The sequence below is a fragment of the Tepidimonas alkaliphilus genome (assembly GCF_007556595.1).
Classification (GTDB): domain Bacteria; phylum Pseudomonadota; class Gammaproteobacteria; order Burkholderiales; family Burkholderiaceae_C; genus Tepidimonas; species Tepidimonas alkaliphila.
The window spans coordinates 105,474-118,914 of sequence record NZ_VJNB01000003.1; the positions used below are offsets into that span (position 1 = coordinate 105,474).

Sequence of the window (13,441 nt, forward strand, 5' to 3'; positions counted from 1 at the left end):
AAGTCCTGTGCCCGCTTTAGCGTTGGAAGCCTTGTTGCAGCAGACCGAGGCCATCCCCAGCCTGCCGCGGATGGTGGCTCAGGTGCTGCAGGAGCTGCAGCGCGACGAGCCCGATGCGCATCGGCTCATCGATGGGATTGGCGCTGAGCCGGGCCTGACCGCCCAGGTGCTCAAGATGGCCAACTCGCCGCTGTGGGGCTTGCCCAGACGCATCGACTCGGTCGCCGAAGCGGTGACCGTGCTGGGTATGGACGCCCTGCGCTCGGTGGTGCAGGCGGTGGCGCTGGGCGCCTGTTTCCGCAGCGTGCCGGGGGTCGATTTGGAGCTGTTCTGGCGCTACAGCGTGCAAGCGGCCCAAATCTGCCGCCCGCTGGCCCGCAGCTTAGGGTTGCCGCCTGGCTCGGCTTGGACAGCCGGCCTGATGCACGCCTCAGGCGAGCTGGTGATGCATTTGGGCATGCCGCAAGAGATGGCGGCGCTGGATTGGCACGTGGCGTTGTTCGATCTGCATCGCGCAGCCGCCCAGCAAGCCCGGTTTGGCTACAGCTACGCCGGCGTCGGGGCCGCCCTGGCCCAGCGTTGGCACTTCCCCGATCGGATCGTGCGCGCGTTGCGGCATCAATTGGCGCCCTTTGAAGGCGATGTCCATGAGCCGCTGGCCGGCGTGGTGCACCTGGCGTCGTGGCGTGCGCGCGCGCAGGCGATGAACCTCGATCGCGAGGCCATGCGCGCCACTTTTCCGGATGCGGTGACGATGCTGCTGGGCTTGAGCCCAGACGCCGTGCTGGACCAGGATCCGCAGCCGTGGGCCTCGGCCGGCGCACTGGCGGCCTTTTTGCCCTGAGCCGGGGGCGCGCGCATGCAACTGCAGGAGCTGCTGCAACATCCGCAGGCGTTGCCGGTGGCGCCGCAAGCGGCCGCCCGGCTGATCGCCACCTTTGGGCAGCAGGATGTGGATCTTGGCGAACTGGCGCGTCAGCTCGAACGGGATCCGGCGTTGGCCGCCCGCGTGCTGCAGCAAGCCAACTCGGCGTTCTTGCGCCGCCTGCGCCCAGTGCACAGCGTGCGCGACGCGGCGTGGGTGTTGGGTCTGAACCGCCTGCGCGCCTTGGCCTTGGCAGCGGCGGTGCAGAGCCGCTTTCCCTCGCCCCCAGGCATCGAGTTGGAGCGCTTTTGGGCGTATAGCTTGGCGGCAGCGGCTGTGGCGCAGCGGCTGAGTGCGCCGCGGCGTTGGGGCGAGGCCATCGCCGTGACGGCGGCCTTGCTGCATGCGGTGGGCGAGCTGGTGATGCACCAGGTGATGCCGCAACGCATGGCGCCGCTTCAGGCGCAGACGCCGTGGTGGTCGCTGCAGCGGCCCCAGATCGAGCAGCAAACGCTGGGCTACACCTACGCCGAGGTCGGCGCGGCGCTGGCGCGTCATTGGCGCTTGCCCGCCTTGCTAGCGCAGGCCATCGAGACGCACCTTCATCCTCTGCGCAGCGACCCGCCTGATCCTTTGGCTGCGTTGGTGCACATGGCGGCGTGGCGCGCGCGTGTTTGGTGCCTGGGCGACGATCGTGACGTGCTCATTCACTCCTACCCGGATGCGGTGGGCGAATTGCTGCAGCTCGATCCCGACTCGCTGGTGGATCCCGTCGCCCTTGGGACAGAGGAAGCCCTCTGATGCGCGCGCTGCGTTGGTATGCGGGCCCGGCCGCGCTGGCGCACTTGCGGCGACATGGGCTGCAGCCGGACGACATTGGGATCGTGCCGGGCGCAGCTGGCGGGCCCAAGGGCCTGATTCTGGGGCCGCTGGATCGCTTCCTGTTCGGCCAGTGGCTGCCGCAAGGCGGGCGCGAGGTGCATCTGGTCGGCGCCTCGATCGGCGCCTGGCGCATGGCCGCCGCGTGCCTGAACGACTGCGTGGCGGCGTTCGAGCGGCTGCAGCGCGACTACATCGCGCAGGACTACGAGCCCGAGCCGGGACGGCGCCGGCCGCATCCGCGCCACGTCAGCGAAGCGTTCGCGCGCGAGCTGCAGGCGTTCTTCGGAGGGCGCGTGCACGAGGTGCTCGGCCACCCGCGCTGGCGCGTGCACGTCGTGACGTCGCGCGGGTGCCACATCCTGGGGCGCGAAGGGCGCTGGCGCACGCCGCTGGGCTACCTCGGCGCCGCAGCCTGCAACGTCGCGCACCGGCGCGCGCTGGGCGCCTGGCTGCAGCGGGTGGTGTTCAGCGCGCCCGGGGCGCAGGGCGCGCCGGCGGCGCTGCCGTTCGAGGCGCGCGACCTGCCGACGCGCCAGGTCGCCCTGACCGAGGCCAACTTCATGCCGGCGCTGCAGGCCAGCTGCTCGATCCCGTTCGTGCTGCAGGCGGTGCACGACATCCCCGGCGCGCCGAGTGGGGCCTACTGGGACGGCGGCATCACCGACTACCACCTGCACCTGCGCTGGCGGCCCGAACTGGGGCTGGTGCTGTACCCGCACTTCCAGCGCCGGGTGGTGCCGGGCTGGCTGGACAAGGCGCTGCGCTGGCGCCACCGCGCCACCGCGGCGCTGGACCATACGCTTCTGCTGGCCCCCGATCCGGACTGGGTGCGCCGCTTGCCGGGCGGCAAGTTGCCCGACCGCCGCGACTTCGAACGCTTCGGGCGCGACCTGCCCGGACGCATGCGCGCCTGGCAGACCGCCGTGCGCGAGGCGCAGCGCCTGGCCGACGAATTCGCCGCCTGGCTTGAGCGCCCTGATCCAAGATGGGTGGAACCGCTGTGAAGCCGCTTGCGGTGGATCACGACCCGCACGCACGGCTGTCGCCTGCTATGCGTGAGCTGCTGCAGCGCATGGCGCGAGCCGGGCGTCCAGCGCTGCACTCCCTTACGCCGCAGCAAGCGCGCGCGTTCTACGAGGCGGCAGGAGGCGTGCTGGAGCTGCCGCCGCCTGCCGTGGCGCGCGTGCAAACGCTGTCGATTCCAGCCCGTGATGGCGCGCAGCTGCTGGCCGAACTCATCGATCTAAGCCCGCTGCGCGCGGGCGATCGGCGGCCCGTGCTGCTGTTCCTGCACGGGGGTGGCTACGTCGTGGGCAGCGTGCGCACGCACGCCGCGCTATGCCGCCATCTGGCCGCTGCGGCGGACTGCGCGGTGCTGTCCTTGGACTATCGTTTGGCGCCTGAGCACCGCTTTCCCACAGCGGTGAACGATGCGTTCGACGCGCTGGCTTGGCTGTATGGCGCGGCCGCTGGGCTTGGGCTGGATCCGATGCGCATCGCGGTGGGAGGCGACAGCGCCGGGGGCACGCTGGCTGCGGTGACGGCGCTGCAGGCGCGGGATGCGGGCTGGCCGCTGGCGCTGCAGCTGCTGTTCTACCCCGGCTGCGGGGCTTGGCCCGATACCGCGTCGCACCAGCGCTACGGGCGCGGCTTCTTGCTGGAGACCAAGACCCTGCAGTGGTTTTTTCGCCACTACATCGACGACCGCCAGCGCGAAGACTGGCGCTTTGCGCCGCTGCGGGCACCGGATTTCAGCGGCGTGGCGCCGGCCTGGCTGGGCTTGGCCGAGTGCGATCCGTTGGTTGATGAGGGCGTGGCGCTGGCCGATGCGCTGCGGCTGGCCGGCGTGGCGGTAGAGCTCAACATCTACCGCGGCGTCACCCACGAATTTGTGCGCATGAGCCGAGTTTTGGCCTCGGCCCGGCAAGCGCTGGCTGACGCGGCAGCCGCCCTGCGGCGGGCTTTCGCGCTGGGGGTTGTCTAAACCCGCCTCAGGCGAGCCATGACTGGCCCGCCTACAATGCGGGCCCTGCCATCGACTTGTCGGCAGGCAAGTCCGCCCGTCATCCTGCCATGAACGCCCCTGCCCAGCCGGCCCACCTGCGGCCACCGCCCAAGCCGCTGATGCGCTACAAGCCCTATTGGGCCAAGCGCTTCGGCGTGGCGCCGTTTTTGCCGATGAGCCGCGCCGAGATGGAGGCGCTGGGCTGGGACTCGTGCGACGTCATCCTCGTCACCGGCGACGCCTACGTCGATCACCCGAGCTTTGGCATGGCGGTGATCGGCCGCGTGCTGGAGGCGCAGGGCTTTCGCGTCGGCATCATCGCCCAGCCGGACTGGCACAGCGCCGAGGCGTTCAAGGCGCTGGGCCGCCCCAACCTGTTCTGGGGCGTGACGGCGGGCAACATGGACTCGATGATCAACCGCTACACGGCCGACCGCAAGATCCGCTCGGATGACGCCTACACGCCGGGCGGCGTGGCCGGCAGGCGGCCCGACCGCGCCAGCATCGTCTATGCCCAGCGCTGCCGCGAGGCCTACAAGGACGTGCCGATCATCCTTGGCGGCATCGAGGCGTCGCTGCGGCGTCTGGCGCACTACGACTACTGGAGCGAGACGGTGCGCCGCTCGATCCTGCTGGACGCCAAGGCCGACCTGCTGCTGTATGGCAACGCCGAGCGCGCGCTGGTGGAGGTGGCGCACCGGCTGGCGCGGCGCGAGCCGATCGAGTCGATCACCGACGTGCGCGGCACCGTCTTCGTGCGCCGCGGCGTGCCCGACGGCTGGTGGGAGATCGACTCCACCGATGTCGATCGCCCCGGGCGCGTGGAGCCGCACCCCAACCCCTACGCGATGCCGCAGGAGGAAGAGGGTGCCGCCTGTGGCGAAGGAGCGGGGGCGGGCGGGCAGGCCCAGCCGGTGCGCCTGGTGCCGCGCGCCGCGGCGCTGCGCGCGCCGCGCGAGCGCACCGTGATCCGCCTGCCGAGCTACGAGCAGGTCAAGGCCGATCCGGTGCTCTACGCCCATGCCAGCCGCGTGCTGCACCTAGAGACCAACCCCTACAACGCGCGTGCGCTGGTGCAGCGTCACGGCGAGGGCGCCGCCGCGCAGGACGTCTGGGTCAACCCGCCGCCGCTGCCGCTGACCACCGAGGAGATGGACTGGGTGTTCGGCCTGCCGTACGCGCGCAGCCCGCACCCGGCCTACGCCGACGAGCGCGGGCGCCACGATGGCGCCACCAGGATCCCGGCCTGGGAGATGATCCGCTTCTCGGTCAACATCATGCGCGGCTGCTTCGGCGGCTGCACGTTCTGCTCGATCACCGAGCACGAGGGGCGCATCATCCAGAGCCGCTCCGAGGACTCCATCATCCGCGAGATCGAGGAGATCCGCGACAAGGTCGGCGGCTTCACCGGGGTCATCTCGGATCTGGGCGGGCCCACCGCCAACATGTGGCGCCTGGGCTGCAAAAGTCCCGAGATCGAGGCCGCGTGCCGCAAGCCGAGCTGCGTCTATCCCGGCATCTGCTCCAACCTGCGTACCGACCACGGGCCGCTGGTGCAGCTCTACCGCCGGGCGCGCGCGCTGCCCGGCATCAAGAAGATCCTGATCGGCTCGGGTCTGCGCTACGACCTGGCGGTGCTCAGTCCCGAGTACGTCAAGGAGCTGGTGCAGCACCACGTCGGAGGCTACCTCAAGATCGCGCCGGAGCACACCGAGCCCGGGCCGCTGTCCAAGATGATGAAGCCGGGCATCGGCGCCTACGACCGCTTTAAGGCGATGTTCGACCGCTACTCGCGCGAGGCCGGCAAGGAGCAGTACCTGATCCCGTACTTCATCGCCGCCCACCCCGGCACGAGCGACGAGGACATGCTCAACCTCGCGCTGTGGCTGAAGAAGAACGGCTTTCGCGCCGACCAGGTGCAGACCTTCTATCCGAGCCCGATGGCCACCGCCACTGCGATGTACCACACGGGGCTCAACCCGCTCAAGGGCATCCACCGCGACGAGCGCGCCGAGCGCGTCGACGTCGTCAAGGGCGAACGCCGGCGCCGGCTGCACAAGGCCTTCCTGCGCTACCACGACCCGAACAACTGGCCGCTGCTGCGCGAAGCGCTCAAGCGCATGGGCCGCGCCGACCTGATCGGCAACGGCAAGCATCACCTCGTGCCGGCGTTCCAGCCCGTCACCGACGGCGGCTACCGCGCCCCGCGGCGCGCCAACTCCACCCCGCCGGGCGGCAAGCCGCCGGTGCGCGCCGCCGCCCCGGCCACGCCGCCCAAGGGCCGCATCCTGACGCAGCACACCGGGCTGCCGCCGCGGCCCGGTGCCACTCAGCGGCCCGGTGCCAGGCCGAAGTCCAGCGGCAGGCCGACGTAGTTTTCGGCGAGGGTTCGCGCGCCGGCCTCGCTGTGCACCAGGTAGTCGAGTTCGGCCTCCTGGAATTTCTGCGCGATCTCCCCTTCGCCGGGGAAGCGGTGCATCAGGCTCGTGAACCACCACGAGAAGCGCTCGGCGCGCCAGACGCGGCGCAGGCAGCGCTCGCTGTAGTGGGCCAGCCCGGCCTCGCTGCGCTCGTGGTAATGCTCGATGAGCGCGTCGGCCAGGTATTTCACATCCGTGGCGGCGAGGTTGAGCCCCTTGGCACCGGTGGGCGGCACGATGTGCGCGGCATCGCCCGCGAGGAACAGGCGGCCGAAGCGCATCGGTTCGGCCACGAAGCTGCGCAGCGGGGCGATGCTCTTCTCGATCGAGGGGCCGGTGACCAGCGCCTCGGCCGCGGCGGGGTCGAGCCGGCGGCGCAGCTCGTCCCAGAACGCCTGGTCGCTCCAGCCCTCCACCGTGTCCGACAGCGGCACCTGCAGGTAGTAGCGGCTGCGCGTGCGGCTGCGCATCGAGCACAGCGCAAAACCGCGCGGGCTGTTGACGTAGATCAGCTCCTCGTGCACCGGCGGGGTGTCGGCCAGCAGCCCCAGCCATCCGAACGGATAGACGCGCTCGTACTCCGTGATGGCGCTGCGCGGCACGCTGGCGCGGCTGACGCCGTGGAAGCCGTCGCAGCCGGCGATGAAGTCCGCCTCCAGCCGCTGCGCCACGCCATCCTTCTCGTAGCTGACCCAGGGGCGCGTGCCGTCGAAGTCATGGATGGCGACGTTGCGTGCCTCGTAGACGCTGGTGCGGCCGCTGCGCTGGCGCGCCGCCATCAGGTCGCGCGTGACCTCGGTCTGGCCGTAGACCAGCACCGACCGGCCGCCGGTCAGGCCCTTGAGATCGATGCGGTGGCGCCGTCCCTGCCACAGGAGGTCGAAACCCTCGTGCACCAGGCCCTCGCGGTGCATGCGCTCGCCCACGCCGGCCTCGTCCAGCACGTCCACCGTGACCTGCTCCAGCACGCCGGCGCGGATGCGCCCGAGCACGTAGTCGGCACTCTGGCGCTCGAGGATGACGTTGTCGATGCCGGCGTTGTGCAGCAGCTGGCCGAGCAACAGGCCGCTGGGGCCGGCGCCGATGATGACGACCTGGGTTCGCATGGGACTCCTCCTAGCAGGGTGGGGCGTGTCGCGCGTTGCTGAACGAAGCCGGGCGCGACGCCATGTCCCATGCTAGGACGCAGCGGCTCGGCAGCGTCGGCCGTGCCCTCCTTTTTGCGCGATCATCGCGCACGGTGTGCGAACAGCGCGCAAATGTCCGGTGCGCCGTCGCGATCGGGGCGGCATGCGGTATCGTTGCGCCATGACGCTTGCCGCCGCCGACACCATCGCCGGCCTGATCAAGGGGCTGGCCGTGCTGGAGAGCTTCGACACCGAGCGCCAGCGCCTCAACGCCACGTTGGCGGCGCAGCGCGCAGGCCTGTCGCGGGCGGCGGCGCGGCGCCATCTGCTGACGCTGGCGCACCTGGGCTACCTGGAGACCGACGGCCACGACTACTGGCTGGCGCCGAAGGTGCTGCGGCTGGCCGGTCGCTACCTGGCCAGCGCCCGTCTGCCACGCACGGTGCAGCCGGTGCTGGATCGGCTGGCGGCGCGCGCCGGCGAAGCGTTTTCGGTCGCGGTGCTGGACGACGAAGCGGTCGTGGTCGTGGCGCGCAGCGTGCCGGCCGGGGCCGCGGCGGGGGACGCGCTGAGCAGCTCGCTCGGCGAACCGCTGGCGGCGCGCCCGCGCGTGCGCTGGCTGGCCCACGGGCTGCACCTCGGCGCGCGCCTGCCGGCGCATGCCACGTCCACCGGCCGCGTGCTGCTGGCGGCGCTGCCGGCGGCGCAGCAGCGCCAGTGGCTGGCGGCGCACGTGGGGCCGGACGGGCGTCTGCCGCGGCTGACGCCGTACACGGTGACCGAGCCGGCGGCGCTGCGGCGCATCCTGCGCCAGGTGCGCCAACAGGATTTCTGCCTGTGCAGCGAAGAGCACGAGCCCGGCGTGCACGCGGTGGCGGTGCCGCTGCGCGATGCGCGGGGCCGCACGGTGGCCGCGCTCAACGCCGTGCTGTCGACGCAGCGGCTGAACGACGGGGCGGTGACGCGTGAGCTGCTGCCGCTGCTGCAGGAAGCCGCCGCTGGACTGAGGCCACTGCTGTGAGGGCGGGACGGACCATGCGGGCGGGGTGGGGCGCGATCCAGTTCGGGCTGGCAGCCGTGCTGGTCTGGGCGGCGTTGGCCGGCTGCAGCGGGCCGGCGGCGCCGCCCGGTGCGGCGGCGCAGGCGGCGGTCACCGTGGTCGCGGTGCACGACGGCGACACCCTGCGCGTGCGTGATGACCTGGGACGCGTGCAGACTGTGCGGCTGGCGGCCATCGATGCGCCGGAGCTCGATCAACCGGCAGGCCCGCAGGCGCAAGCTGCGCTGCGAGCGTGGGCTTGGGGGCAGACCGTGAGTCTGGACGAGCGCGGACGGGACCGCCACGGTCGCACGCTGGCGGTGGTGTGGCGACTGCAAGCGGACGGCTCGGCCCTGGAACTCAACCATGCTCTGCTCGAACAGGGCTGGGCGTGGCACTACCGCGCGCATGCCGACGAGCAGCCGCTGGCGGAGCGCTGGCGCTACGCCGTCGCCGAGCTGGCCGCGCGCCACGCCCGCCGCGGCCTGTGGGCGGATCCGGAGCCGATGCCGCCGTGGCAATGGCGCCGCACCCATCGGCATGGTGTCGGCGCCCTTCCTGAGCCGGCGGGTCCGCCTTAGGCTCGTCCTACGGCGCCAAATCCGCTGCCGTGGGCGCCCAAATGGGGCTGCTGGATGCCGCCGGCAGCGTGCCGTGCAACGCCGCCGTGGCGGCAACGGCATCCAGCAGTGCGCTCATGTCTTCCACGGGCGTCCAGGCCGCCAGCCGCGCGCCCAACAGTCCGGCCAAGACGTCGCCGCTGCCGGCAGTGGCCAGCCAGCCGCTGCCGCTGGCCACAATACGGGGCAGGGCGCCCGGCATGGTCACCACCGTGCCGCTGCCCTTGAGCACCACGATCGCCTCTGTGCGCTGCGCCAGTTGCTCAGCGGCCTGCAGGCGCGCGCGTTGCACGTCGGCCACCTGAGCGTCAAGCAGCCGCGCGGCTTCCAGCGGGTGGGGCGTCAGAACGGTGATCCAGCCTCGAGCGGCGCGATCGCGCAGCGCAGCCAGCCAAGGCGAGTTCGAGCCAGGGACGGCGGCAGCCCCCAGGGCGTTGAGCGCGTCGGCGTCGAGCACCAGTCGCGGCGTCTGCTGCATCAAGGCGCCCAGCACCGGCACCAGAGCCGAGCCTGCGCCACAACCGGCCACCACCGTGGCGCGTTGGGGAAGGCCTTCGGCCAGCGCGGCCTCGACGGTGCGCCACATCAGCGCCGGCTGCGCAGGATCGAAAGCGGGAGTTGAGGAGGGCGGGGCTGGCACGGCCACCCATACGCGGCCGGCTCCGGCGCGCAGCGCCGCGCGACCGGCCAGCAGCGCCGCGCCGGTCATGCCGATGCCGTGGTGCGCGGCGGCGGGAACCCCGCCGATGATCAGCACGTCCCCACGGCGGCCTTTGTGGCTGGCGTGATCCGCGCGCAGCCGATCACGGTGCGGCCAACCGTCGGGGCCGACCAGCCAGGCATCGGGCAGGGCCGCGCAGACATCCACGTCCAAGTCGTCGCACCAAATCGCTTCGCCTGCGGCGGCGCGTCCCGCGCCGGTGAACAGTCCAGGTTTGAGCGTCAGCAGCGCCAGCGTGATGCGCGGGCCGGCTGGCTGCACGGGGGCGTCGGCCCACCAGTGGCCCAGGTCGGCGTCGAGCCCGCTGGGCAAGTCCACGCACAGGGTCGGCGACGGGCAAGTCTGCAGCCAGCGCAGCGCGGCCAACATTTCGCCCTCCAACGGGCGATGGAGGCCCGCGCCCAGCAGCGCGTCGATCACAAGATCCGGGGCGTCTTGCGGCGCCTCCTCGACGAACGCGACGCCAGCCGCGCGTGCCTGTGCGAGCGCCCAGCGGGCATCGGCAGGCAACCGCTCCTCTTGGCCAAGCCAACGGACCTCGATGCGCTCGCCAAAGCCGGCCTGTCGCAGCCGCGCTGCCGCCAGCAGGCCGTCGCCGCCATTGTTGCCGCCGCCGGCCAGCACGTGAATGCGGCGCGCGTGCGGCTGCCAGGCGCGCGCCAGCCGCGCCACCGCGGTGCCAGCGCGATCCATCAGCGTGTGCGGGGGCAAAGCGGCGGCAAACTTCTGCTCCAGGCGGCGGGTGGCTGCCGCGCCATACAGCGGGCGCGGCGCCTGCGCGGCCGCGATCGAGTCCGGGACGCCGTTCAGGGGTAGGACGAGGCGCAGCATGGCAAGCGGCAGTATAGGCGCGGGCGCTGAGGCGTCGGGTTGCGGGCTTCGGGAACGCAAGCCATCGCCCGACGCGATCTCGTGAAGAAGCTTGCCGACCCTCCAGTATCCCGCTGATCGTGTCTAGGCTATAATCGTTAAGTTTTGCACTTTGGCGTCCAAGCCTCAAGGGCAAACCAATCGCGAGCTGGTTTCCTCCGGGTGTCGCAGCGGGCCAAGCGCCCGCACGATCATAGAGCCAGCTTTAGACCCAACCTTTGGAGAGTGAATTCATCATGCCCGTGTCCATGCGCGAAATGCTGGAAGCCGGTGTTCACTTCGGGCACCAAACGCGCTTCTGGAACCCCAAGATGGCCCCCTACATCTTTGGCCATCGCAACAAGATTCACATCATCAACCTCGAAAAGACGGTGCCGATGTTTGAGGCGGCGTGCAAATTTGTGCGCCAGCTCACCGCCAACGGCGGCACCTTGCTGATGGTGGGCACCAAGCGGCAGTCGCGCGACATCGTTGCCGCCGAGGCGCAGCGCGCGGGCGTGCCCTACGTGGATCAGCGCTGGCTGGGAGGCATGCTGACCAACTTCAAGACGGTCAAATCGTCGATCAAGCGGCTCAAAGACATGCAGGCTCAGCGCGAAGCGGGGCTGGAGCATATGTCGAAAAAAGAGCAGCTGCTGTTCAACCGCGAGCTGGAAAAGCTGGAGCGCGATCTGGGTGGCATTCAGGACATGAACGCGCTGCCGGATGCGGTCTTCATCATCGACGTGGGCTACCACAAGATTGCCGTGGCCGAGGCGCGCAAGCTTGGCATCCCGGTGATTGGGGTGGTGGACACCAATCATTCGCCCGAAGGCATCGACTACGTGATTCCGGGCAACGACGACTCGGCCAAAGCGGTGGCCATTTATGCCCGCGGCATTGCGGATGCGGTGTTGGAAGGTCGCCAGGCTGCTCTGGCGTCGGTGGTAGAGGCCGCCCGCGCGGATGACGAGTTCGTTGAAGTGCAAGAAGCCTAAAGCCTCTGTTCCCAAGCCGACGGCGGGCTCTTTCGGTGCTCTGCCGCCGGCCTAGTCGCGTTGAAACGGTCGCGACGCTGTCATCGATTCGACATCCCCAGCCCCGACGATTGGTCGGGGTTCACCAGCGTTCAATCCTTGGAGTGATCTATGGCTACCATCACCGCCAGCATGGTTGCGGAGCTCCGCGCCAAAACCGATGCGCCCATGATGGAGTGCAAAAAGGCGCTGACCGAAGCCGGTGGCGATATGGAAAAAGCGGAAGAAATTCTGCGCGTCAAGCTCGGCAACAAAGCGGGCAAGGCTGCCAGCCGCATCACCGCCGAAGGCATGGTGGCGGCCCACGTGGACGGCGCCACAGGGGCCATGATCGAGGTCAATTGTGAGACCGATTTCGTTTCGAAAAACGAGCTGTTTGCCAATTTTGGGCAGGCGCTGGCCCGCCTGGTCGCCCAGCACGCCCCGGCCGATGTGGCGGCCCTGGCCGCGCTGCCGTTGTCGATGGAGGGCTTTGGTCCGACCGTCGAGGACGTGCGCAAAGGGCTGGTGGGCAAAATCGGCGAGAACATGACCATCCGCCGCTTTTGCCGCTACGCAGGGGGCGGCCAGCTTGCGGTGTATTTGCACGGCGTGCGCATCGGCGTGATGGTCGAATACGAAGGCGATGCGGCGGCGGCCAAAGATGTGGCGATGCACATCGCCGCCATGAAGCCTGTGGCGCTGTCGGCGGCCGAGGTGCCCGCCGAGCTGGTGGCCAAAGAGCGCTCGATTGCCGAGCAAAAAGCCGCCGAATCGGGCAAGCCCGCCGAGATCGTGGCCAAAATGGTCGAGGGCGCGGTGCAGAAATATTTGAAAGAAGTTGCGCTGCTGGATCAGGTGTTTGTGAAGGCGGCCGACGGCAAGCAGACGGTGGGGCAGTTCCTCAAGGCCGCCGGCACCACCGTCAAAGCCTTCACCCTGTTTGTGGTGGGTGAGGGCATCGAAAAGAAGCAAGACGATTTTGCCGCTGAGGTGGCGGCACAGGTGGCGGCGGCACAAAAAGCGGCCTGACGCGCTGGCTTTGAGCCTCGGGGCCGGACGCCTGGCAGTGGCGCCGGCCCTTTTTCGCAGCCGTCGATCGCTGTTTGCCCTGCTGTAGCCCCTACAATCCCGCTCCAATTGCACCGACGCCAAGGTTTCGCCATGCCTGCCCTGCAACGCATCCTGCTGAAGCTCTCGGGTGAAGCCCTCATGGGCGAGGAAGCGTTTGGCATCCATCGAGCCACGCTGGAACGCATCGTGGCCGAGGTGGCCGACGTCGCGCACCTGGGCGTGCAGGTGGCCATCGTCATCGGTGGAGGCAATTTGTTTCGCGGGGTGGCTGGGGGAGCGTTTGGGATGGATCGCGCCACCGCCGACTACATGGGCATGCTGGCTACGGTGATGAACGCGCTGGCGCTGGGCGACACCCTAGAGCGCGCCGGCGTGCGGGCGCGCGTGATGTCGGCCATCGCCATCGATCAGGTGGTGGAGCCCTACGTGCGGCCCAAAGCGTTGCAATACCTGGAAGAGGGCAAAGTGGTGGTGTTTGCCGCGGGCACCGGCAACCCGTTCTTCACCACCGACACCGCCGCGGCGCTGCGTGGCGCTGAAATCGGCGCGCAGCTGGTGCTCAAAGCCACCAAGGTGGACGGCGTTTACACCGCCGACCCCAAAAAAGACCCCCAGGCGCGCCGCTATCAGCGTATCAGCTTCGACGAGGCCATGGTGCGTCAGCTGCAAGTGATGGATGCGACGGCGTTTGCGCTGTGCCGCGATCAAAACTTACCGGTGCGCGTGTTTTCGATCTTCAAGCCCGGCGCGCTCAAGCGCGTTGTCATGGGCGAAGATGAGGGCACGCTGGTGCATGTCTGAATCGCACAGGGGTAGTTTGAGG

Annotated in this window: 12 protein-coding genes; 10 read left to right on the forward strand and 2 right to left on the reverse strand. The window is 69.8% G+C overall.

The annotated features are described in order from the left end of the window. The first annotated feature begins 7 nt into the window (after positions 1-7). The 5 genes from Talka_RS04155 to Talka_RS04175 all read left to right on the forward strand — a co-directional run bounded on the left by Talka_RS04155 (position 8) and on the right by Talka_RS04175 (position 6,127). Positions 8-844, forward strand: a complete 837-nt coding sequence (locus tag Talka_RS04155) for an HDOD domain-containing protein (RefSeq protein ID WP_185970056.1) — start codon at positions 8-10, stop codon at positions 842-844. A gap of 15 nt (positions 845-859) precedes the next feature. Next, complete coding sequence (locus Talka_RS04160; RefSeq protein WP_143889857.1) at positions 860-1,666, forward strand: HDOD domain-containing protein; 807 nt, start codon at positions 860-862, stop codon at positions 1,664-1,666. After that, complete coding sequence (locus Talka_RS04165) at positions 1,666-2,751, forward strand: patatin-like phospholipase domain-containing protein (protein WP_143889858.1); 1,086 nt, start codon at positions 1,666-1,668, stop codon at positions 2,749-2,751. The genes Talka_RS04160 and Talka_RS04165 overlap by 1 nt, the downstream gene beginning before the upstream one ends. A gap of 47 nt (positions 2,752-2,798) precedes the next feature. Beyond that, complete coding sequence (locus tag Talka_RS04170) at positions 2,799-3,731, forward strand: alpha/beta hydrolase (RefSeq protein WP_143889859.1); 933 nt, start codon at positions 2,799-2,801, stop codon at positions 3,729-3,731. 89 nt (positions 3,732-3,820) lie between these two features. Next, positions 3,821-6,127, forward strand: coding sequence for a YgiQ family radical SAM protein (locus Talka_RS04175; RefSeq protein WP_143889860.1), 2,307 nt, complete (start codon positions 3,821-3,823; stop codon positions 6,125-6,127). On the opposite strand, the gene pobA is transcribed toward Talka_RS04175, so the two are convergent. Further along, positions 6,082-7,278: a 4-hydroxybenzoate 3-monooxygenase gene (gene pobA / locus Talka_RS04180; RefSeq protein ID WP_143889861.1), complete on the reverse strand. Its 1,197-nt coding sequence runs from the start codon at positions 7,276-7,278 to the stop codon at positions 6,082-6,084. The two genes, Talka_RS04175 and pobA, sit on opposite strands and share 46 nt — an antisense overlap. Before the next feature lie 202 nt (positions 7,279-7,480). On the opposite strand from pobA, the gene Talka_RS04185 reads away from it, so the two are divergent. After that, positions 7,481-8,320 (forward strand): IclR family transcriptional regulator domain-containing protein, encoded by an 840-nt coding sequence (locus tag Talka_RS04185; RefSeq protein WP_143889862.1) that lies wholly within the window; start codon positions 7,481-7,483, stop codon positions 8,318-8,320. A gap of 14 nt (positions 8,321-8,334) precedes the next feature. After that, entirely contained in the window at positions 8,335-8,919 is a 585-nt protein-coding gene (locus Talka_RS04190; RefSeq protein ID WP_143889863.1) for a thermonuclease family protein, read from the forward strand. Between the two features lie 7 nt (positions 8,920-8,926). Here Talka_RS04190 and Talka_RS04195 read toward each other — a convergent pair whose 3' ends face one another. Then, entirely contained in the window at positions 8,927-10,510 is a 1,584-nt protein-coding gene (locus tag Talka_RS04195) for an NAD(P)H-hydrate dehydratase (protein ID WP_143889864.1), read from the reverse strand. A 275-nt stretch (positions 10,511-10,785) separates the two neighbouring features. Between Talka_RS04195 and rpsB the strand changes: the two genes are divergently transcribed. The 3 genes from rpsB (at position 10,786) to pyrH (ending at position 13,419) form a co-directional block, all read left to right on the forward strand. Then, the gene (gene rpsB / locus Talka_RS04200) at positions 10,786-11,526 is read left to right on the forward strand and encodes a 30S ribosomal protein S2 (protein WP_143889865.1); all 741 of its coding nucleotides are present in this window, start codon (positions 10,786-10,788) and stop codon (positions 11,524-11,526) included. 150 nt (positions 11,527-11,676) lie between these two features. Then, positions 11,677-12,576 (forward strand): translation elongation factor Ts, encoded by a 900-nt coding sequence (gene tsf / locus Talka_RS04205; protein ID WP_143889866.1) that lies wholly within the window; start codon positions 11,677-11,679, stop codon positions 12,574-12,576. Between the two features lie 132 nt (positions 12,577-12,708). Next, on the forward strand, positions 12,709-13,419 hold the full coding sequence (pyrH, locus tag Talka_RS04210) for a UMP kinase (RefSeq protein ID WP_143889867.1): 711 nt from the start codon (positions 12,709-12,711) through the stop codon (positions 13,417-13,419). The last annotated feature ends 22 nt before the right edge of the window (positions 13,420-13,441 follow it).

Coding starts and splice junctions, on each gene's coding strand:
- Talka_RS04160 (WP_143889857.1), top strand. CDS start 860: ATGCAACTGCAGGAGCTGCTGCAACATCCGCAGGCGTTGCCGGTGGCG.
- Talka_RS04165 (WP_143889858.1), top strand. CDS start 1,666: ATGCGCGCGCTGCGTTGGTATGCGGGCCCGGCCGCGCTGGCGCACTTG.
- Talka_RS04170 (WP_143889859.1), top strand. CDS start 2,799: ATGCGTGAGCTGCTGCAGCGCATGGCGCGAGCCGGGCGTCCAGCGCTG.
- Talka_RS04175 (WP_143889860.1), top strand. CDS start 3,821: ATGAACGCCCCTGCCCAGCCGGCCCACCTGCGGCCACCGCCCAAGCCG.
- pobA (WP_143889861.1), bottom strand. CDS start 7,278: ATGCGAACCCAGGTCGTCATCATCGGCGCCGGCCCCAGCGGCCTGTTG.
- Talka_RS04185 (WP_143889862.1), top strand. CDS start 7,481: ATGACGCTTGCCGCCGCCGACACCATCGCCGGCCTGATCAAGGGGCTG.
- Talka_RS04190 (WP_143889863.1), top strand. CDS start 8,335: ATGCGGGCGGGGTGGGGCGCGATCCAGTTCGGGCTGGCAGCCGTGCTG.
- Talka_RS04195 (WP_143889864.1), bottom strand. CDS start 10,510: ATGCTGCGCCTCGTCCTACCCCTGAACGGCGTCCCGGACTCGATCGCG.
- rpsB (WP_143889865.1), top strand. CDS start 10,786: ATGCCCGTGTCCATGCGCGAAATGCTGGAAGCCGGTGTTCACTTCGGG.
- tsf (WP_143889866.1), top strand. CDS start 11,677: ATGGCTACCATCACCGCCAGCATGGTTGCGGAGCTCCGCGCCAAAACC.
- pyrH (WP_143889867.1), top strand. CDS start 12,709: ATGCCTGCCCTGCAACGCATCCTGCTGAAGCTCTCGGGTGAAGCCCTC.